This is a genomic window from Pseudomonas oryzihabitans (assembly GCF_032027545.1).
Lineage (GTDB): Bacteria > Pseudomonadota > Gammaproteobacteria > Pseudomonadales > Pseudomonadaceae > Chryseomonas > Chryseomonas oryzihabitans_F.
The window spans coordinates 16,772-37,933 of sequence record NZ_JAVSJB010000027.1 but is presented as its reverse complement, the minus strand read 5'-3'; the positions used below and the strand labels follow the sequence as shown (position 1 = coordinate 37,933).

At 56.4% G+C, this 21,162-nt stretch carries 18 protein-coding genes and 3 pseudogenes; 6 read left to right on the top strand and 15 right to left on the bottom strand.

Features of this window, described 5'->3' with window-relative positions:
• Window positions 1-236: 236 nt before the first annotated feature.
• The 8 genes and pseudogenes from RND78_RS25405 to RND78_RS25375 form a co-directional block, all read right to left on the bottom strand.
• Entirely contained in the window at window positions 237-788 is a 552-nt protein-coding gene (locus tag RND78_RS25405) for a hypothetical protein (protein ID WP_312732729.1), read from the bottom strand.
• Between the two features lie 73 nt (window positions 789-861).
• Window positions 862-1,086: a hypothetical protein gene (locus RND78_RS25400; protein ID WP_312732728.1), complete on the bottom strand. Its 225-nt coding sequence runs from the start codon at window positions 1,084-1,086 to the stop codon at window positions 862-864.
• 67 nt (window positions 1,087-1,153) lie between these two features.
• Window positions 1,154-2,543: pseudogene (locus RND78_RS25395) on the bottom strand (IS3 family transposase).
• A gap of 502 nt (window positions 2,544-3,045) precedes the next feature.
• Window positions 3,046-3,351 (bottom strand): TetR/AcrR family transcriptional regulator, encoded by a 306-nt coding sequence (locus RND78_RS28545; RefSeq protein WP_409457130.1) that lies wholly within the window; start codon window positions 3,349-3,351, stop codon window positions 3,046-3,048.
• 467 nt (window positions 3,352-3,818) lie between these two features.
• On the bottom strand, window positions 3,819-4,736 hold the full coding sequence (gene dapA, locus RND78_RS25390) for a 4-hydroxy-tetrahydrodipicolinate synthase (protein ID WP_312732727.1): 918 nt from the start codon (window positions 4,734-4,736) through the stop codon (window positions 3,819-3,821).
• A gap of 29 nt (window positions 4,737-4,765) precedes the next feature.
• Entirely contained in the window at window positions 4,766-6,565 is a 1,800-nt protein-coding gene (locus RND78_RS25385; protein ID WP_312732726.1) for an ABC transporter permease subunit, read from the bottom strand.
• Window positions 6,562-7,650 (bottom strand): ABC transporter ATP-binding protein, encoded by a 1,089-nt coding sequence (locus RND78_RS25380; protein ID WP_312732725.1) that lies wholly within the window; start codon window positions 7,648-7,650, stop codon window positions 6,562-6,564. The genes RND78_RS25385 and RND78_RS25380 overlap by 4 nt, the downstream gene beginning before the upstream one ends.
• Before the next feature lie 18 nt (window positions 7,651-7,668).
• A complete protein-coding gene (locus tag RND78_RS25375; RefSeq protein ID WP_312732724.1) occupies window positions 7,669-8,757 on the bottom strand; it encodes an ABC transporter substrate-binding protein in 1,089 nt (362 codons plus the stop codon).
• A gap of 126 nt (window positions 8,758-8,883) precedes the next feature.
• Between RND78_RS25375 and RND78_RS25370 the strand changes: the two genes are divergently transcribed.
• The 3 genes from RND78_RS25370 to RND78_RS25360 all read left to right on the top strand — a co-directional run bounded on the left by RND78_RS25370 (window position 8,884) and on the right by RND78_RS25360 (window position 11,324).
• A complete protein-coding gene (locus RND78_RS25370; RefSeq protein ID WP_312732723.1) occupies window positions 8,884-10,299 on the top strand; it encodes an FAD-binding oxidoreductase in 1,416 nt (471 codons plus the stop codon).
• 167 nt (window positions 10,300-10,466) lie between these two features.
• Window positions 10,467-11,084: an XRE family transcriptional regulator gene (locus RND78_RS25365; protein WP_312732722.1), complete on the top strand. Its 618-nt coding sequence runs from the start codon at window positions 10,467-10,469 to the stop codon at window positions 11,082-11,084.
• Between the two features lie 54 nt (window positions 11,085-11,138).
• Window positions 11,139-11,324: an alpha-hydroxy-acid oxidizing protein gene (locus tag RND78_RS25360; protein ID WP_312732721.1), complete on the top strand. Its 186-nt coding sequence runs from the start codon at window positions 11,139-11,141 to the stop codon at window positions 11,322-11,324.
• Between the two features lie 79 nt (window positions 11,325-11,403).
• Here RND78_RS25360 and RND78_RS28540 read toward each other — a convergent pair.
• Window positions 11,404-11,697, bottom strand: a pseudogene (locus RND78_RS28540) (IS3 family transposase); the annotation flags it as partial.
• Window positions 11,698-12,015: 318 nt separating this feature from the next.
• On the opposite strand from RND78_RS28540, the gene RND78_RS25355 reads away from it, so the two are divergent.
• Window positions 12,016-12,951: a LysR family transcriptional regulator gene (locus RND78_RS25355; protein WP_312732720.1), complete on the top strand. Its 936-nt coding sequence runs from the start codon at window positions 12,016-12,018 to the stop codon at window positions 12,949-12,951.
• Between the two features lie 289 nt (window positions 12,952-13,240).
• On the opposite strand, the gene RND78_RS25350 is transcribed toward RND78_RS25355, so the two are convergent.
• From RND78_RS25350 to RND78_RS25330, 5 genes are all read right to left on the bottom strand, one after another.
• Entirely contained in the window at window positions 13,241-13,648 is a 408-nt protein-coding gene (locus RND78_RS25350; RefSeq protein WP_312732719.1) for a hypothetical protein, read from the bottom strand.
• Window positions 13,649-13,851: 203 nt separating this feature from the next.
• The gene (locus tag RND78_RS25345; RefSeq protein ID WP_312732718.1) at window positions 13,852-14,037 is read right to left on the bottom strand and encodes a Rid family hydrolase; all 186 of its coding nucleotides are present in this window, start codon (window positions 14,035-14,037) and stop codon (window positions 13,852-13,854) included.
• Window positions 14,038-14,218: 181 nt separating this feature from the next.
• The gene (locus RND78_RS25340) at window positions 14,219-15,544 is read right to left on the bottom strand and encodes an MFS transporter (protein ID WP_312732717.1); all 1,326 of its coding nucleotides are present in this window, start codon (window positions 15,542-15,544) and stop codon (window positions 14,219-14,221) included.
• A gap of 117 nt (window positions 15,545-15,661) precedes the next feature.
• A complete protein-coding gene (locus tag RND78_RS25335; protein WP_312732716.1) occupies window positions 15,662-16,387 on the bottom strand; it encodes an SDR family oxidoreductase in 726 nt (241 codons plus the stop codon).
• A 22-nt stretch (window positions 16,388-16,409) separates the two neighbouring features.
• Entirely contained in the window at window positions 16,410-17,699 is a 1,290-nt protein-coding gene (locus tag RND78_RS25330) for an NAD(P)/FAD-dependent oxidoreductase (protein WP_312732715.1), read from the bottom strand.
• A gap of 1,263 nt (window positions 17,700-18,962) precedes the next feature.
• Here RND78_RS25330 and RND78_RS25325 point away from each other — a divergent pair.
• Window positions 18,963-19,957, top strand: a pseudogene (locus tag RND78_RS25325) (IS5 family transposase).
• A 277-nt stretch (window positions 19,958-20,234) separates the two neighbouring features.
• On the opposite strand, the gene RND78_RS25320 reads toward RND78_RS25325, so the two are convergent.
• Complete coding sequence (locus RND78_RS25320) at window positions 20,235-20,831, bottom strand: LysR family transcriptional regulator (protein ID WP_312732714.1); 597 nt, start codon at window positions 20,829-20,831, stop codon at window positions 20,235-20,237.
• A 153-nt stretch (window positions 20,832-20,984) separates the two neighbouring features.
• On the opposite strand from RND78_RS25320, the gene RND78_RS25315 reads away from it, so the two are divergent.
• On the top strand, window positions 20,985-21,161 hold the full coding sequence (locus RND78_RS25315; protein WP_312732713.1) for a hypothetical protein: 177 nt from the start codon (window positions 20,985-20,987) through the stop codon (window positions 21,159-21,161).
• Window position 21,162: the final 1 nt, after the last annotated feature.

Sequence of the window (21,162 nt, the reverse complement as noted above, 5' to 3'; positions counted from 1 at the left end):
TACTGAACAACGTACTGGGCTTACACACCTAGCGCTCGGTAGAAGGCAAGAGCCCGACCGGCAGCCTTGAGGCTGACGACCGCGCATTCGACGCATCCTGAGATCACAACTTTATATGGCATGGTTCACATCCTGTTGAGGTTGCAGCATAGCAATCGATAGCTAGCTGGCAAACACCGAGGTGTGTCAGGGCCATATCCCACCAGGGAGAGAGCCCCTGGTGGGGGGTGGAGAGATCAGGCGTTCAGCAGCGCGCGTACGTGCGGCCGCCAGGCTTTGTGGACCAGCCGGCCCTTGAGCAGGTCAGTGTCTAGTAGTCGTGAGGTACTGAAGTTGTCCCAGCCGTGTTGGAACGCAGAGCGCGAACGTAACAGCTGGATCTGAGCCAGCACCACCTTCTCTTCCTCGGCAGTACGGCAGGGGTCGATCCAGTCGATGCGTCGGCTTTCACGATCTACCTTGCCCGCCATGACCAGGTGACCGTGGCGATCGGAAACGGAGATCCGTTTCGGGTAAAAGTCGAGCGCTGCTGCAAGTATCGGATAGCGGTCTTGTCGGACGGCGTCCAGGGTAGTGGCCAGGATGTCATCGAGCCGGCCGCACTGGCCGAGCTGGACGTACCCAACGATGTTGGAGGGGCCGCGACCAGAGCACTCAAGCAGCTTCATCGGCCCATGCAGGAGAATGGTGAACTGCCGCTCGAAGAGGTCTTGGCGAAGAGAGGTACCAGGTGCGTAAGAGTTGGTGACGAATGCCTGGCCTTCAAAGTGTTGAATAATCAAATCCATGATGCCTCCAACGTCCTGGGATTCATCACGCCCTCAAGGGAAGATGAATCCCGCAAGGGCAGATTTCAGCTCGTCAGATGCCCAGCGAATGCCGAGTCCACTTGCCTGAATTAAGCGCGCTTTCTACAGCCTTTTGGCTGCGGAAATATTCGGCCGACTCATGACTGAAAGGCAGGCCCTCATCGTCCACGGTGCCGAGGTAGAAGCCACGGCGGGACTGCGGGAGCTGGAGCGGGTAGTTGTGGCCGGCGTCGTCGAGGTCACACTTGCTGTGAGCAGGTGCGGTATGGGTGGCCATGAGGCCTCCAAATTACAAAGGCGGCCTGCTGAACTGACCCTCATTTTTGGACCGTGAGTCACAGGTGCTAGGTTAAATATTGCTGAATCTTATGTTGAATTGGACGCAGCCCTTTCAGCTGTACCGAAATTCTATCTTCTTTGTAGTAATCGATATCGTTGGAGATTTCAGCTTGGAGATGCTCGAAGCTTTCAAACTGCCCTGGATAGAAAAGCTCAATCTTCAAGATAGCGAAAAAGCTTTCCATGACTGCGTAGTCCAAGCAGTTTTCGTTTCTAGACATACTTTGGATGACGTTCTGCTGTTGAAGCAGTCGGCGAAAGCTAGCCATTTGATACTGCCACCCCTGATCAGGGTGAAGTATTATTGGCAAATGAGAGCGACGTTTTGTCCAAGCCTTCTCTAGCATTGAGCGCACTAGACTGAAGCTTGGTGCGGTATCGAATTCATAGGCAATGATCTCTTTATTGAATAGGTCCATCACCGGCGACAAGAAGAGCTTCTGTCCATTGACGCTAAACTCGGTCACGTCCGTAACCCATTTTTGCTCAATCCGATCTGGATTGAATTCTCGCTCTAAGGTATTGGGAGCTACAACGCCCACCTCTCTTCGATACTACCTGTATCTTTTTGGTCTGACCATCGATCTTAGGTCAAGCACCTGCATCAGGCGCTGCACCAATTTGTGGTTGATCGCTTCACCAAGCTGCTGACGAATAGCCAGCTTGATACGCCGGTAGTCGTAGCGGCCTTTGTGTCGAGCGTAAAGTGTCTGGATCACTGACTTCAGATCAGCATGCGGGTCTACAGCAGCAAGCACTTTGGTTTGGTAGTAGAACGTACTTCTTCGGGGCAATCCACTGATGGCCAAAAGGTCTAATAAGGCATACTGGCGCCTTAATTCGAGCACTATCCGCGCCCTGTCCGATGAGGAGGAAGCTTCTTTGCTCGAACCAAGGCATCTAGCTTTTTAAATAAGCCACCTCTGCACGCAAGCGAGCGTTTTCCTTCAGCAGATCCTCGCGTGTCTGACCTTCGTCAGACTCTGGCAACGGAGTCGGTGGTTCTGAAGGTTTTGTCATGGCTGGTCGGCGGCCCCGCGGTTTGGGCAAGAGGGAGGTAATACCTCCCTCTTTATACAACTGTTCCCAAGTAGCTACCAAACCCGGATACCGAATATTGAAGAGCACCGTCACCTGCGTGAGGGACAGATCCTCTTTCCACATACGCTGCAGAACTTCGAGATTGAATTCAGCCGACCGGGGATGGTTTGGGCGTCGATCAAGGGCCTCTTGGCGGTGCGTTTCAAATAGTGCTATCCAGTATCTAACCTGCGTTCGGGCAATTCCGTAATGCGCGGCCAATCGCTTTACGCCCATGCCCGCAGCACCTATTTCACGCCCTTTGAAGTAAGCGTCTACGACTTCACGCTTAAACGGCGGTGTGTATTTTGCCATGAAAAACCCCTTCGGATTGGATGGGTGTCCAACTCTCGGGGGTCAGTTCACATCTCATACGAAGGGCCTGCCTAGACTAATCTCACTCCAGATGTTCTAGCTAATAAATAGCAGAGGAGATGCATAAGTTTGCAGGCGAAATTTATAACTTCGTGCTCGCCGGAAATATAACTCATTTATCTCACAGCTTAGTGGATTTTTGCATTATCCTTCGTCATTTGTTACAAAAGGACTCAACTAGTATCGCCTTGAGCTGATCTTCTATTAGCTGGCGCGTAATTGTGTGGGTAGTTGTATATAAAGTCACGCCATAATCAAGGACCTCGGTTGCCGTTTGGAGGGCTTGGTTCAAGGCGGACATGCTCGGCCACCGGCTCCGTCTTATGGTCAATAACCGTCGTAGTTCGACGTCACGCATTTGGCGGATGGTGCGGATGTGACCGCGCTGTGCCGTCGAAAGATTGGAAGTTTCTTTTTGAGCCAGCCGTACCAGGTCGGAATTTTAGAGAACAAATTGCACCAAGCCGGACCGAAGCTCATTGACTAATTCATCAATTGTCTTAGCCGACTTGGTCGCCACCACACGTATCGTGTGTAAATATTCACTTTCATAGCGTTCTATCAATTCATATAGCAACGACTGCTTGCTTTCTATGTGATAATAAAGTGATCCGGGCTGGACTCCTACCCGCTTAGCTAACTGTCGCATTCCAACGGCTTTGTAGCCATGCTGGCTGAATAGGTGGCATGCAACCTGCAGTATCCGGTTTGCTGCATCACTAGGTGATCGATGGTTGTGAGTAGGCATGGCCAACGTACTGGTATAACAAAGGATCTGGCAAGACTGTCGAATTACTGAGGGATAGAGGTCTTTCGGTATGACGTCTCATAGCTAAAAAGAGTCACATGCCTATCCAATCAGGCTCATATTACATATCGATGGTCTCGCTACGGAAATTCCTATAGGGCCGCCTTACTGCCAGCCTAATATACTCTTTTGTCAGCGCGTATAGCCGCGAGCTCTATCAGAAAATTTTTTTAAAAAACTGTGCTATAGCTGAACGCATACTTTATATTTTTGTTGATTGATAAGGGCGCGACAATCCGGCTGGATATACTGCGGGCGTTCGATATCAATGCTATCGAAACCTTACAGCATGTAGATGCAAAGCAAGATGTGTGAAGTGTTTGATGATAGAATTACACCTTGATAATTCTGAGCAGATAGTTTCCGCGGTCGCTTCCGTACGATCGCGGTAGTAGTGCGTTGACGTGTTAGAGCTTATGGGAAATACGAGAAATCAAATCTTTCCGTTCTAACCCTTCCAGTGCCTGACGCATCTGTTCTACAGTCATTTCGTTCGGTGCCCGCAAGGGTGCTAATACCTCACCGCAGTCATGACCCATCCATTTCATGGCGGTCTTCAGCGGGCCAGGGTTCGCTTCCAGGAACAGCGCCTTGAGCAGGGGAAGCAATTCGCGGTGTGCGGCGATAGCCTGCTGCATCTCGCCTCTATCCAGTAGGTGTTGTAACTCGACCCAGTATTCGGGAATCAGTGGGGATGAAGCCAGAATGCCCCCACGCGCACCCAAGGCGATCTGAGCGGGGAACAACATGTCTTCTCCAGACAGTAGCTGGAAGTCGGCGGTGGTCAGCGCGGCGATTTCATTGAAGTGTGCCATGTCGGTATTGCAAGCCTTCATGCCGAAAATGGAACCGTCCAGTTCCATCTGCACGATGGTCGAAACATCCGTGACGATTCGCGTGCGGTACGGGATGTCGTAAAACAGGATCGGCATATCCACGGCATCACGGTAGGCACGGAAGTAGTCGCGAATGCCCTGCTGGGAAGGAGATACATAAAATGGCGTCACCGTCAGCAAGGCATCGGCGCCGCATGCTTTGAACGCTTTCCCGGCTTCTACTGCTTCGGCGAAGCCTGGCGAAACCATGCCTGCTACGACTGGGACCCGCCCGGCAGCGACTTCGACGGTTATCGCCACCACCCGCTCGCGATCGGCGGGAGCCAGCGCGGTGTATTCGCCAGTGCCACCGATAGGTACCAGGCCACGACAACCGGCCTGAACCAGATAGTCGACGAGTTTTCTCAGCGCGGCCTCGTCTACTTTGCCGTCAGTCGTGACGGGCGTAGGGAAGGGCGGCAAGATGCCATTGAGGGTTGGAATGTTCATTGAGTGGTCCCTTTTGCTGCATTGATTGATCAGCGCTTGGCCTGATCACGTTTTCCGAGTTTTCCCGATATCCAGAGAATGAGTGCGACCAATAGCAGCAATAGGGTCGATACGGCGGCCAGGAGAGGATTGACCTGAAGTACCGCGCTATCCCACATTTGCTTGGGTAGGGTCGATTGCATGCCGCCGCTGATAAAGAGCGACAGGGTCAACTCATCGAACGATGTCACGAAGGCGAATAGGAAGGCCGCGATAAGACCACCGCGTAGCAGTGGCAAGGTGACGTGCCATAAGGCTCTGAAGCGGTTTGCACCAAGACTCCAAGCCGCTTGGTCGTAACGCTGGTCGTAGTTCTTCAGGACGGCCATCACGCTGACAACTACGTAAGGCGTAGCAAGGATGGTGTGGCCGAGCACCAGTCCGACGGTGGTGCCGGTGAGCGAGATGCGGGAGAACAGATAGAACAGGGCGACCGAGATGATGATCCGTGGCACGATCAGTGGCGATAAGAGGAAGGCAAGTATCAAGGCATTGCCTTTCCTCAGGCCACGTTGCAGGCCGAAAGCAGCCATGGTGCCGATGAGCATCGAGAAGGCCGCGGTCAAGATGGCCACTTTGATCGACCGCCATGTCGCGCCGAGCCATTGCGGCGAGTGAAGATACTGTTGATACCACTGCCAACTGAAGCCCTGCGGCGGCCAGTCGAGTACCGATCCTTGGGTGAAGGAGATCGGAATCATCACGAAGGCCGGTGCCACCAGGAAGACCAGCATCAGCAGAGAGAACAGCCAAAGAACGGCTCGGCCAATGGGCCGGCGTCGTCTGTGCGCCGAGCGACCCGCCAAAGGTGCCGCGCAAAGGATCAGCGCGTCTGAAAGACGCCCCAGCCCTGCTAGTAGCATATTCCCCAGACGCGTCAGGGGTCCCGCTTTACCCGAGCGTCGACGTGCTTCTCCCCCTGCCAGCGTGGACAGCCCGAACAAGCGGTCATAGAGGAGGAAGACCACCATCACCGCGACGAACAGGAGCACGGCCAGAGCGCCGGCGAAGGGCCAATTGAGCAGTTCCTGGACCTGCTGAATGATCAGCTGGGGGAGCATAATGGTCTTGGGGCTACCCAGCAGAGCGGGGGTGATGAAAAAGCCGAGCGAGGAGATGAAGACCAGCAGGCCGCCAGCGGCCACTCCGGGCAACGACAGCGGGAAGTAGATTCGCCAGAAGGTGCTGCCAGGTTTGGCCCCCAGCGTCATCGCGGCGCGGCTCAGATTGCCATCGATATTGTCGAGTACCGACAACAGCGTGATCACGCACAACGGCATCATGGCATGCAGCATGCCGATCATCACGGCACTGTAGTTGTAGAGCAATTCCGCCGGAGCATCCGTTAGGCCGAGCGCTTGCAGCCACTGGTTGAACAGGCCGTTACGCCCGAGCAAGGCAATCCAGGCAAAGGTTCTGACCAGGAAGCTGGTCCAGAAGGGTAACAGCAGCCAGAACATCAAGCGCGTGCGGGTGCTGGCCTTGCTGGTGGCGGTCAGGTAGGCCAGGGGATAGCTGAAGACCAACGCCAGAACGGTCGTCCAGGCGGCAAATTGCAAGGTGATTCCCAGCACGCGCCAGTAGATTTCGCGGTCAAGCATGCGCTGGTAGTGATACAGGGAAAGACTGCCGTTGCGGGTGAAGCTGAGGCCTAGCAGGTCCAGCACTGGGTAGACCATCAGTGCCAGCAAGAACAAGGTTGCTGGAAGCACCAGCATCCAGGGTTTCGGTCGAAAGGGGCGCTTAGCTACCTGCTGACTCGTGTCCTGCACGTAAGCGACCTGATTCATGCCGCCTCCCGCGTGGTGTTCGCTGGAAGCAGAACGGTGTCGGCTGGAGCCCAGCAGACGCAAACGGGAGCGCCCGGCACGGCGGTCAGCCCACTTTCCTCGGTGAGACCGGCAACCATGAGCTGGGCGCCACCGACGGTATCCACGACGAAACGAGTTACGCCACCGGTGAAAATCACGTCGGCAAGAGTCGCCTGCACCGAGTTCAGCCCGGCCTGGGCCGCAGAGCAGAGGCGCATGCGTTCAGGGCGGATCATGATGCTTACCGGGCCGCTAGTCTGCCTATCGGCCACGAGCGTTGCATTCATGGCCGGGCATTGGATGCTGCTCTGCTGGTTGCCGAGCGCGGTGGCTGTACCGTGAAGGATGTTGGATTCACCGAGGAAGTCCGCGGCGAAGGTGGTCGTGGGGCGGAAATAAAGATCGCTTGGCGTTCCCAGCTGTTCGATTTGGCCATGGTTCATCAGGCAGACCCGATCCGACATCGTCAGGGCTTCCTGTTGGTCGTGGGTCACGAACAGGATCGTCGTCCCCAGTTGCTTGTGAAGCCGTTTGATTTCGATCTGCAATTGATCGCGCAGCTTTTTGTCCAGTGCCCCAAGAGGTTCATCCATGAGGATGATGCTCGGCTGGTAGACGATGCAGCGAGCGAGGGCGATGCGCTGCTGTTGGCCGCCTGAAAGCTCGCGCGGCAGACGGTTGGCCACGTGGCTCAATTGCACCAACTCCAACACCCTCGCGACTTCGCGCCCGATCTCGGCTGGCGGACGCCGCCTCATTCGCAGCGGAAAGCCGATGTTGTCGGCTATCGTCATATGCGGAAAGAGCGCGTAGTTCTGGAATACCATGCCGATGTCGCGCTCGAATGGTGGGGCATAGGTCGCCAGCTTGCCATCGATCCACAGCTTTCCAGCGTCAGGTTCGAGGAGGCCGGCCACCATCATCAGCAAGGTCGTCTTGCCCGATCCAGAGGGGCCTAGCAGGGTTAAGAACTCACCTTGCCGCAATTCGAGGTTGGTGGGCTTTAGCGCTTGAAAGGAGCCGAAATTCTTTTCAATGCCTTCGATCTTCAATTTCGCGTGCATGGCCTATCCCTTCGATCTCTAGCTGAGAATCCATTCGTTGAAGTGCTCGAGCGCTTCCGACTTATGTTTCGCCCAGTAAGCGTTATCGATGGGTAGTCCCCGCTTGAGGTTGTCGGGGTAAGTGGGCAGGTCGCGAGCGCGTTCGGGTGGTATGTGCTGGAATGCTTGTGGCTGCGTGGGGCCATTCAGTACATATTCGGTCAACGCCGCCTGACGCTCTGGCGCGCAGGCAAACTCGATAAAGCGCCGGCAAAGATCAGCCTTGGGCGTACCTCGCAGGATGATCCAGACGTCGATACCCCAGATGTGCTGGTCCCAGGAGATCGCTACCTTGGCGCCTGCGTCTCGGGCCGCCAGGATGCGCGAAGTCCAGGTCGGCATCATGTCGATCTCGCCGCTGGTGAACATCTGTGTCGCTTGGGCCCCTGAACTCCACCACGCCGCGATGTCATCCCGGATCCTGTCCAATGACTTGAAAGCGCGGTCCAGGTCACAGGGATAAACGGCGTCTGTAGCGACGCCATCCGCCATAAGGGCTTCTTCAACAGTGTCGAAGGGATATTTGCGCAGGCCCCGCCGCCCCGGGAATTCTTTCACATTCCAAAATTGCGCCCATCCCTGGGGCACCTTCTTCACCTTCTCGGTGTTATAGCCGAGCGCCGTCGAATAGATGTCCGAGCCGACTGCATAGGGGGTGTTGAAGTGTGCAGGGATGGTTTGAATGACTGCGCTATCGTTCAGCTGATGAGGCTCGAGCAGGTTCATGCCCGCCAATAGGTTCGCTGCCGCCATGCTAATGGCTCCACCCAGATCCCAGGTGTAGTTGCCGGTCTCGACGATACCTTTCACCTCGGCGGTCGGTTCGGCGGTCGAGGTAATGCCGATCACTTCGATGCCCGTCTCTTTGAAGAACGGCTCGAAAAATGCTTTTCGATACCCCTCTGTCCACATACCTCCTGCATCTCGCACGAACAGGCGCTTGCTATCGGCACGTGCCGAGCCAATGAAGTGGGGCGCGGCAGCGATCGCCGCACCTGCCACAACCGTCTTGCTGATGAAGCTACGACGTGTGATTCCTGCGCTCTTGCTACTCCGCTCCTCCGACATCGCCCGCCTCCACTATAGTGATAATTTGTGCGTATAGTGTTATCTTGTGCGTATAGTGATTTCAACCTAAAACGAGATTTTTATGACGTCCAGGCTGGATGGCGGCCCGAGCGCGAGGAAACAGCGTTGATTTCAAAAGAATTTATGGAATCCATCTGTCGGCTTCTAGGTAGCGACAATGTGCTGGTCGGTAATGACACCGCGGGTTTCGTTAGCGATTGGCGTGACCGGTACCATGGCAGGGCACTCTGCGTGGCACGTCCCGGCACGACTGATGAGGTCGCCCAACTGCTGGCGCTCTGTAGCCAACATGGAGTCCGCGTCGTGCCACAAGGGGGCAACACGGGGCTGTGCGGTGCGGCCACTCCTGACGGTACGGGGGAACAGCTCGTCGTCTGGCTAGGCCGGATGAACCGGATTCGTGAGTTCAGCGAAACCGATGCGAGCGTTACCCTGGAAGCCGGCTGTGTCCTTGAGGCGGTGCAAAACTATGCCAGTGATCGCGGCTATTTCTTCCCCATGAGCCTGGGGGCGGAAGGCAGCTGCCAGATCGGCGGTAACCTGGCGACCAACGCGGGCGGGACCGCGGTCCTGCGCTACGGGCCCATGCGTGATTTGGTGCTGGGGTTGGAGGTGGTGCTCCCCAATGGGGCGATCTATGACTGGCTTACACCACTGCGCAAGAACACAACGGGCTACGACCTCAAGCAACTTTTCGTAGGAGCTGAAGGTACCTTGGGGATCATTACGGCGGCGACGCTCAAGGTCTTCCCCGCACCCAAGGTGCGTGAACTGGCCATGGTCACCCTCGAGGGGGTCGAGCAGGCGCTTACCTTGCTCACACAGCTACGCCGCAGTCTTGGCGAGCGTCTGCTGTCATTCGAAATCATCAATTGGGCTCAGGTCGACTTGGTGCTGAAGCACACCCAAGGCAATCAATGGCCGTTCGCCGAGCCAGCGCCCTGGTGTCTCTTGATCGAGGTTACAGAGACGCTTGATGGCTACGACCTACGCGGTGCGCTGGAGAACGAGCTGGGAAGAGCCTTGGAAATGGCGTTGATTACCGACGCCGTGGTCGCCACCAGTCAGGTACAACAGAACAATCTTTGGCGCCTACGCCACAGTGTGTCGGAGGCCAACAAGATCGCCGGCTATGGAGTAACCCACGATACTGCCGTGCCACTGAGCAAGCAGGGCGAGTTTGCGACGCAGGTAGAAGAGCGACTGCTTAGCGAGTTTCCTGATGGACGGGTGTTGATGGTTGGCCATATAGGCGACGGAAATCTGCATGTCATCCATATGCTTGATCGGGACGCCTATTCACCCGAACGCCTGGCTGTGGCGGCCAAGCGCATACACCAGATCGTTGACCAGGCGACCTTGAACCTGGGAGGTACCGTGAGTGCCGAGCATGGCATAGGTCAATCCAACAAGGGACGATTGCTCGCGAGCCGCAGTGCGCAGGATCTCGATCTGATGAAGGCTATCAAGGCTGTGATCGATCCGGATGGCCGCATGAATCCTGGCAAGATATTCGACTGATCGCCCGAGCAACGGCGTGCCAGCATACCGGGCATTCAGTTCTCGACATGAAATGGTCAGCGTACACTTTCCGGGACAGGCATCGTGATGCGATCAGGCGCCCGGAGACAAGGGGAGTAGGGGTCTCCAGGGCTGCCTACCGCTAGAAAAACCAGCAGGTGAACAATTTGGATATCCAGCTCGATAGACCACCCCTCTCAGGCGATGAGCTTGAAATAGATAACGACGAGGTGGCTTGCGAAATCGGGGAACGTATCAAAGAGCTGCGCAGGGAGCGGAATTGGACACTCACCAAGACGGCTGAGCAAACCGGGTTATCTCATTCCGCGTTGTCACGCATTGAGCGGAACGAGTTGTCGCCTACACTCGGCAGCCTCAACAAGATCGCTCGGGGATTCTCCATCGATGTGATCACACTGTTATCCGGGCGTTCTGCCCAGCCCGCCGCCGCTCGACGCAGCATCAACCGCCATTCCCATGGCCTCGTGGCCAATACCCATACCTGTAGCAACATCTGGCTGGCAGCCGATCTGACACAGAAGCGGATGTTGCCGCTGAAGACTCGGGTAGTGGCACGGCATCCGGATGAATACAGTGACTGGGCGACGCATGCGGGTGAACTGTTCCTCTACGTCCTGTCAGGGGAGCTGGTCGTTCATTCGAAAATTTATGCGCCGGTGAAATTGGCCGAAGGTGACAGTCTTTACTACGACGCTCACGCGGGCCATAAGTGGGTATCGGTTGGGCCTGAAGATGCAATGGTTCTCTGGGTCTTCGCGGACTGATCTCGATAGTCGATTAGGCTGACCGCAGTGAGCGGTGATAGGTGGGCTTGGCACTTGACCGATGCGCTCAATTTCAAGGATCTGCGCGCCGGTGCGCGCAAGCGATTACCGAGGCCAATCTTCGAGTATATCGACCGAGGCACCGAGGATGAAACGAGCCTTCTGGAGAACCGCAGATCCTTCGAACGGCTTCGTATCCTGCCACAGGTATTGACTGGCGGTTCGGCGCTGCAGTCTTGAAGGTTCTATCCAATCTGTTGGGTATGTCTGGCCGCACGACTGTCGCCTGCCAGCAGGTGGGCGAACCAGGCTGCTTGCTGACCAAGCGCATCTCACTCATCAGCGCACGCACCTTGAATCGCCCAATCGCGATACCTTCTTCGCACAGCAGATGCGTGAGGCTTCGGCTGCCGACCGCACAGCGGCTCTGGGTAAAGAGTTCGCCGGCCCGCACTCGTAACGCCAACCGGGCAACGTCCAGTGAGCACTGCTTGCGACGGTAGGCGTAGTAGCACGAGCGGGTGACTTCAAATACCGAGCACAGCAGTTCGACAGGCGCTTCGCTGTGAAGCTGATAGATCACGATCAACGCGAGCTCCCGCTTCTGGATCATCTGCTACTCGGGCGTCAACGCCTTGCTCGCTGGCGTAACTCCGCCTAGCTCTGCCTGTAGTTGATTAACCTAGCGACATAGCGCCGATTCGACCAGCCCCAACGAGCGGGCTGCTTGAATACAGCTGTAGCTTTGATTCGGCACCGGGTTTGAACTCCGGTGTGAAAGAACGACCTTGTTTGCTCATTGAACACCTCTGTATGACGATCCTCTTCGACTAAAAAGGTGTCCTGGATGAGTAGACCAATACAGTTGCGTTTATTATGCAGGTATCGCTTATGCTTCGTTCCATCTTGATTTTCAGGGTAAGGTTCGCTGATGACGCTGATTCAACTGAACTACTTCCTGTCTGCCGTCGAAAATGGCACGTTCTCGAGGGCGGCGGAGAGCCTGAACGTATCCCAGCCAACGCTTTCCGAGCAGATTCTCAAGCTGGAGGAAGCCCTAGGCACCAGCCTGTTCATCCGCACCAATCGCAGATTGGTACTAACCGAGGCCGGCCATCGTTTGCAACCCTTTGCCCTGGCCTGTATTACCGCTTCACGCCAGGGCCATGAAGCTGTGCAATCGGTGCGTACCCTGGATGGCGGTGTAGCTAGCTTCGGCACCTTTGGTACCGCACACCATTATTTTTTGACTGAATTAATCGCCGATTTTCGCCGCGAACACCCTAACGTGCGTCTACGCATTGTTGGCTACAACTCGGCGGAAGTGGCACAGTCGGTCAGCCAGGGTGATTTGGAAGCGGGGCTGGTGATGATCCCGGTAAAGGAGCGCAACCTGACCGTGAGTGAGCCGGTATGGTCGGCACGGGTGGGCTATATCAGCGCAGATCCAAGCCGCCTGAAAGGGCCGAAGACCATCAATGATCTGGCCAGCGCGCCGCTGATTCTCACCGAGGCGCGCTGGCGCACCGCCGACCCGATCCGCCGCCTGCTGACCCAACGGGCCCAGAAAGCCGGTGCAGTGCTTGATCCGATCATTGAAGTGGAACATCAGCAAACCGGCTTTGAGTTGGCCACGATGGGTCTGGGCGATGTCATCGCCACGCGGCCGATCATTCACCAGTTGGGTTTTCAGGAGGTGCTCGGCTGGGTGCCGATCGAACCACCGATGTTCGAGGTGTTCGCGTTCGTACACCGGCATGACACGCCTATCTCGCCGGCGACCCGCGCGGTGATGAGCAAGATGCGTGAGCACTTGGGGCGCGTACAAGCGCTGTACGCGGACATCAGCGATTCGACGACGTACTAGGTAAAACCCAACGCGGCACGTCCGCCAGAAAGACTGGCAATATCAGGGGTCCGAAATGTCAACGCGTCGCTTTTCGCGCAGTCGGGTAGCTCGAAAATATTGCCCAACGCCTCCAGATAGTTAAGACCTACGGTAGAACTATCTAACACCGGCGCGCGGGCGCCATAAAACATGGGTGTAAACCGCTCGACTCGGTAGCGGGCCATAGTAGGACAGCCCACCAAGATCACCTGGGCGCCGTCAGCGATACAGGCCCGGCCGCCTTTTCAAAGCGAGGAATGAAATGCGTCTATGGTGCATCAATAGCCTTCAGTAACAATTCGGCATCCGAGTAGGGTCGCGGGCCATGCGATCGCATCGCTGATGCAAGCAGTACGTGAGCAGCTCGCTTGATGGCCGCAGTGGTTTTGTCAGACACGGTAACCATCACGAAGCGTCGCGCCATGGCCAACACGGTCAGCATCGACTGCTCCCCTACCGAGGCGAAAGAAATGTTCGACATCTCGCGCATCTCGCGCAAAGGATCGCCCCACCCCGCGAGATACAGACCGTCATAGCCTTTCTGCTCTGTGGCCATGGCGACTTCGACCATCAGCACCGAGTTAATATAATCAGCATACAGCGAGCGGGTGAAGCCGACCGCTGGCCGGTAGGATGCAAAAGTCGAGAGAGCTACCCAGATAGGCGCTGCGGTCATTCAGCGATCAACGCGGTCCAAAGAGGTTAGAGCGCCAGGGTTCGGGTAGTAGGGTGTATCCAGAGTAACTTCATGATCACGCCCGTATGGGGTTGAGATACCACGGAGCTTCGCGGGGGCCTTGCACTAACGCTCGTCGCTTACTGCGTGATCGCATAGGTTTCCACTTCCACCCGCTGCCAGGTGTGCAACATCGAATCCACCTACACCAAGGTGCTGGCCGGGCGAACGCTGCCAAACACTTCTAGGTGTGCTTTGGCTACCGCATCGGTGTCGTTGATATTACGAACGTACACCATGGTACGCACCACATCGGTCAGCTCCATTTCGGCCTGCTCCACCCCCACACTGGCGATCACCTTGAGGATCGCCTGGGCTTGGGCTTGCACTTAAGCGTCGTCTTTCTCTTGCGTCGGCGGCGCGCAAGTGCCGGAAATGTGCAAATGCTGACCGGCGTGTACCGCGCGTGAGTAACCGAAGACGGACTCGTAAGCGCCTCCAGAAGAAATTGTGGTACGGGGTAGTTCTGGTCAAACATCCGTCTAGCTCCATGAGGATGTCAAATAAAGGTCAAGGCAACGGTCTGCCGGTGCGGTCTTTCACCACCAAGGCAGCGAGCAGGCCTATCAGGCCGGCGGTAATCAGGTAATACGCCGGAATCACCGGGTTACTGAACTTACCGATCAGCCACGTGTTGATCAGCGGCGCAGTGCCTCCGAACAGTGATACTGACACGTTGTAGCTTAGAGCCAGGGCACTGAAGCGCACCGCGCCGGGGAATAGCGACACCAGGGTGGCGCCCATCGCGCCTTCGAACAACAACTGCGCTAGCAGAAGGCCCAATACGCCCACATATACCAACGCAATGACCTTGGTCTGAAGCAACAGGAAGGCCGGCATCGAGAAGAGAATCAGTAACGTGCAACCCAGAATGATCAAGCGGCGGCGACCAACTGTATCGGCCAGGTAACCCGAGAACGGAATCAGCACCAGCATGCTGAAGGTACCTACAGTGCTTAGCAGGCTGCTGACGTCATTGCTGTACCCCAGCTCGTTGACCATATAGCCGGGGATGTACCCCAGCACGATGTAGTAGCAGACGTTGAACACCGCGACCAGGCCCATGGCCACCAACAGATTCGGCCATTGCTCAGCGAGCATTGACGTCAGGCTGCGCGCTTGCGATTGCTGCGTGGCCTCATGCGCCTTCATCTCCTGGAACACTGGAGTTTCTTCCAGGTTCAAGCGCAGGTATAGCGCAATGAACCCCAACAGCCCACCGAGCACAAACGGGATGCGCCAGCCCCACGCCCTCATCGTGTCTTCACCCATACCGTACATGAACGCACTGACGATCGTGCCGCCAATCAGGAAGCCCGAAATGTTGCCGAACTCCAGCCAGCTCGTGAAAAAGCTGCATTTAGCGTCGGGCGAATGTTCTGCGATAAAAATGCAAGAGCCCCCATATTCCCCACCGGCAGAAAGCCCTTGCAACAAACGCATGCACACCAATAATACCGGCGCTGAGACGCCGATGCTGTCATAGGAGGGAATCAACGCAATCCCAAAGGTGGCCATGGCCATGAGCGTAATACTTAACGTCAACGCAGTACGCCGCCCATAGCGATCGCCAATTGGCCCGAACACCAGGCTGCCCAATGGGCGCATCAGAAAGCCGGCAGCGAAGGTGGCGTAGATCGCAATCAACTGCGTGGATTTGTCTTCACTGTGAAAGAAGATGTCGCCGATAATCACGGCCAACGAGGAATACAGGGCAAAGTCGAACCACTCGACCATATTGCCCAGGGTTACTCCTAGTACCGCTTTGTTCAATGGCCGATTATGTTTTTGCTTGGGAGCGGCGTAGGTCTTCGCCGAAGATGTCATTTCGCTCATTGCACACGCCTCTCAGGTTTTGTAGTACGCGGCAGAAAGGTTCAAGCGAACGGGGCCTGTAGACGGTGCGGCAGTCGTTGCTGCCGCCTCCTGCATACTACAGACCCTAGTTAGGGGTTAACGCATAAAAACTCCGCCGGCGATACACAGCGTCTCGCCGGTGATGTACGACGGTTCATGGCTGAGGTTCCACACCCACTGAGCAATCTCCTCAACACTGGCCGCACGGCCCAACGGAATCGAGGCAATGGCCGCCTGAATGCGTCCTCCTGCCACGGTGCCTTCGGTTTCCACCCAGCCTGGCGCGATGGCATTGACGGTGATGCCTTGGTCGGCCAGCTCAATGGCCAGCGAACGGGTGATCGACACCACGGCGGCTTTCGAAGCGCTGTACAGCAACTGGTTCTTCGACACTGCAAAGGCATCGACCGAGGCGAACAACAGCATTGCACCGCCACCAGCTTGTGCCATATGGTGCGTGCCCACCCGGGCTACGGCCAAGGTGCCCAGCACATTCACGTCGAAGATGCATCGGTACAGCTCTAGCGTGCAGGTGGCCAGCGACGATACCGGGAAGATCCCCGCCGCATTCACTACCGCGCGCAGCGGTGGGCGCCCAGCCAGCGCCTTGGAGACACCTTTGGCCAAAGCCGCCTCATCGGTGATGTTGCAAACGACTACGCTCTGTTGCTCACTTTGTTCAAGCGTGCTGTCGCTGAGGTCTACGGCTACTACGTGCCAGCCTTCAGCGCGGTAGCGCTCGGCGACCGCTTTGCCCATACCCGAGCCCGCCCCGGTGACCAATACGCTGGCTGAACACACAAAATTGTCTGCAGCTGTCATGGCATTCTCACGCTTGGGGTTATCAGGTCGGTCGGGCCAGATTTTTCGAGGGCTCCGCGACCAACGCCATGGCATTGAGTTGGGCGAGGGTGTCATCTAGATTCTGCTGCCACTCACGGCGCACGATGTCGATGCGTGAGTCGTGCTGTTGCAACTGCGCAAACTTACGCGCCAGCCCTTTTACCCCGCGCTCACGCAGGCTGATGATCTTCTGCACCAACCGGGTTTGCGTACCGTAGGTGGGCCACTGTGCACCACGCGGGGCACTCAGGCCAATGAAGTACAGCGACTCCAGCGTGGTCGGCAGGGTCATGGCAGCGGTGCGCAATGGCACTCCATCGCGCCATTCCAATAGTTGGCTGTTGAGAAACGGCAAACGGGCGTGGAAACCGGTCGCCCAAAGAATGGTGTCGAAGTGTTCGGTACGGCCATCGGTAAAGGTCACGTCGGTACCAATGATGTCTTCGATACCCGGCGCCACCTTGATGCGGCCATGCTGAATCCAATACAGCAAAAGGTTGTTCACCACTGGCGGCTGTTTGTCCAGATCATAGGTTTCCGGGGCCGGCAGGCCGGGGTACTGGGTGTGGCTGCCCAGCGAGGCAGTGATCAGCAGGTTCATCACCATGTTCTGCTGCTCCGCAGGCAATTGGTTGACGAACGCCAACTCGGCGCGCGGCAGGCCAAATAGCGTCTTGGGCTGAAACAATTGGCCACGCCGAATCGCGATGGTGGTGTCTAGGCGTGCCTGTGCGGCATCCACCGCCAGGTCGCAGCCTGAGTTACCGAAGCCGACCACCAACACACGGCCTTTGATCTGCTGGGTGTTCTGGTATTTCCCCGAATGAATCGACACCCCAGTGAATTTCTCCGCCACCGCCGGCATCTTGCAATCCCACAGGTGCCCGTTGGCCACTAACACCCCGGCGTACTGCCTGACCTGGCCGTTCGTCAGGGTCACGCGCCAGCCGTCTTCACCCTGATCACCCAGCGGCTCGACCGCAGTTACGGCGCAATTGAACTTAATATGCTCACGCAGCGAAAACTGATCAGCAAAGTCATTCATGTACTGTTTGACTTGGTCCCGGCTGGGATACAGCGGGTAGTTGTCTGGCATTGGGAAACCATCGAAAAACGAGGTGCTGCGTGGTGTGATTAGGTGCAGCGCGTCGTAGTCGACGTTCCAGTGCCCGGCGACCTCAGCCTGTTTTTCGTAGCAGTCCACGGCATAACCGGACGCCAGCATTTCCTTCAGCGCCGCCATGCCGGCTGCACCGGCTCCGATGATGCAATAGCCTGCGATGTAACTCATTCGCCGTCCCCGCGAGTACTTGGCCCGAAGGAAGTATTGTTACGGCGGAGTGACGAAAGGATGAATACACATCAACCAGTGATTCGTATAGGTAACGCCTATGTGAAAATCTAATGTTTTAACCTGATTTGCTGGATTCTGGCCACCTAGCCCGGATGGCTAGGGACGCTACAGGAAGTTGGGTGGCGCTATGGCTGTCACCCTGATAGGTAGTACTGTCGCGCAGAGGTATAACACGGCGTGCACAGGCAAGCCGGCGGGCCGCGTGACAAGCGCCTCCTTGCATTCAGACAGAAAAATTCCCGGCGCCCAACGCGCTACCGGCAAGCTGCCTCCGCGCTAAATATGGTTCAATCTCAAAAACTTATGATGTTTCCCATCATGCTTCTGTTTCTCGACTTTGGGCGGCGCACTTGTCAATCAGTGTCAAAACCGGGCGAAGCAGTGAGGTTGGCCGTGCAGCACGCAGTGTCAGGTATTGCGAGATGAAGGAGCTGACAGTTTGAGTGGTTGGCCTGACATGGTGGGTCTCCAGCGGAAACTCACTTTCACTGCGAATGTGATTTCCGTAGGTGAGCACAATGGGTTGGTTGAGGTTGAACGGCCCGGCGTGTGGGGTCACGCGGCAAGTCTGAGGAGTACCTTGATGTCCAACATTCATTCCGGGCATCGAAATGCTGGTAGGCCGCCGGCCCTTCACCGAGGCCCGGCATGCTAGATGCCCTGCGACTGTTGTCCCCGGCCTTGTCGGATCAGATGTGCCAAGCGCCGGCTATAGGCTTTGATTTTGGGAGAGCCAATGTGTGTTTGCTTGCTCTTGAACCAGAATGCGCTGTAGACGAAGGCCATTTTGCTCTGCTATGCCAATTCGCTCTGGACGCAGGTCTCTGATCGCACTTTTACGCCGATCCTTGGCCGAGGCCAGCAAGTTGTTCATCGTCAAGCGATTGACATTATTGCTATGGCAGTCGCGGCACCGATAGCCGACACGTTCGCAACCGCGATCTGTGTTCTTACCTCCAGTAAATTCGAGCACCTGGTCGACCGCTCCCGGCTAAAACACATTTAGCTGTGTGGCGTCGAGTTTTGCTCCCAGGATCAGACGGTCAAGCTAGCCAGCGAATAAGAACATCTGCAATGTGCCTTCGATTATCCACACCGAACAAACGCCAGATGGCGATGCTTTCTCCTAGGGATTCTCCGAATAACTCCCGGTTATGCGAAAATGCCCAACAAACCTCACCCGAGCCGCCCAAGAGCCAGATGAGTTTTTCCGACTTCGAGTACGCCAGCAAGCGCAAGCAAACCCGCCGCGAGCGCTTCCTTGTCGAGATGGATCAGGTCGTACCCTGGACAGGCTTGCTGGGGCTGATCGAGTCTGTTTACCCCAAGGCCGGTGGTGGTCGAAAACCTTATCCATTGGAAACCATGTTGCGCATTCACCTGCTGCAAAATTGGTTTTCCCTGAATCATCCGGCAATGGAGGAGGCGCTCTACAAAATCACGCCCATGCGTCAGTTCGTGCGTCTGACACTGAGCGCGCCGATTCCGGAAGACAATACGATCATGAGCTTCCGACACCTGCTGGAGAAGCATCAGTAAGCGCCTGCAATTCTCGCGGCCATCAATGGTTATTTGCAGGAACAAGGCCTGTCGCTGCGCTAGGGCACCCTCGTCGACATAACCATCATCCATGCCCCAGCTCGATCAAGAACAAAGACAACGCGTGCGATCCCAAGATGCATCAGATCAAGAAGGGTAACCAGTATTTCTTCGGTATGAAGGCCCACACCGGTGATGACGTTGAGCCAGGACTGGTTCATCACTTTCATGGCACCGCCGCCAACGTCGCGGACGTGACCCCAGGTAGCTGAACTACTCCACGGGGAAGACAACGCGGTCTATGCGGACGCAGGTTACACTGGAGTTGAGAAGCGTGAAGAGCACGAGTGGAGTTGAGAAGCGTGAAGAGCACGAGAATTGTGACGTGATCTGGGAAATCGCGGCTGCGCGCAGTACGTATCCCAAACTGAACAAACGCAGCCTGTTGTACGAAGCGCAAGATCGAGTCCTGCAAAGCGCAGACGCGTGCCAAGGTCGAATACCCGTTTCGGGTCATCAAGTGCCAGTTTGGTTACGTGAAAGTACGCTTTCGTGGACTGATGGAAACCACGGCTCAACTAACAAGGCTATTTGCCATGTCGAACCTGCGGATGGCTCGAAAACAGCTGATGGGTATGGGCAAGTTGAGCGTGTAAATCGGCAAAGCGGCTGGAAGGCCCTGCTTGGCCCTGTACAAGGGCGCCAAAGATCAGAGGCTGGATGAAATTTCGGTGTTTTGCGTCCGACCGACACCCTTGTTAAAGTTGCTCGGAGCTTCCCAAGGGGAGAACTACATAGCAAAAGGCCTCATACACCCATTTATGCAGTTTCAAATTGCAGCTACTTCCAGGACCTGGCATTCATTTCAGAAACCGACTCCAAGGACCGACAATTGTCCTGCAGCTTGCTAGCTGTGATCTCTCAGTAGGTTGTTCATCCGGGGCGTACCCGGAATTCTGGAAGCGCGACCAACACAGCCTTCCAGGAGCCCCGGATGAACTGGCATAAACACTCCCGTCTTATCGCTTGAGGTCGAGCCTTTCTCGTACAGCGCATGCTCACCGGGCTGCGTGCCACCAGGCTGCTGTCGGTCAATGTTCCGATGCGGACAGCCACATCGAAGGACTCCGCCACCAGATCGACATAACGATCCTCGAAGGCCGTTTCCACGACCAGATCGGGATAGGCCGCCAGGAAGGCGGGAAGGATCGGGGCAACCCACATCCGGCCGAAGGTCACAGGCAAGGCGATGCACAGCGTACCACGCACGCCGGTCGCCGCTGCTGCGGTGTCCTGCTCGATCTCCTGCAATGCTTGCAAGGCGCCGCGCATGCGCTGATGGAAGGCTTCGCCCGCTTCCGTCAATGCCAGCCTTCGCGTGGTGCGTTCCATGAGGCGCACGCCCAGGCGCTTTTCCAATGCCGTGACGCGCCGCGAGAGGATGGAGCCATCGCGCCCCAGCGCCTGGCCGGCGGCGGTGAAGCTGCCATGCTCGACGGCGGGCGGCCAGGAAAGCCGTGATCTGCTCAAACTCGGCGCCGTTCATATCTGCATTACTTGCAGCAGTCATTTGCGTTCAAGCCATATTATCACTTTTTGATGAATTAATTAGCCTATAGGGCAATCGTCAAGCCCTCGGCTCTATGCGCATCCGGCGTGGACGGAGGGCGCATCGGAGCTGTGATGGAGAAGACACGTTCGGCGGTCGCCGTAGACGACCGATACAAGGTACTCGCGGCGATCTGCGTTTCCGCGATCATCATTCCCCTGGTATTCACCGGGCCGGCGATATCCACGCCGGCGGTCGGGCGCGACCTGGGTGGCAACCAATCCGCTTTGAGCTGGATCGTCAATGCCTAAG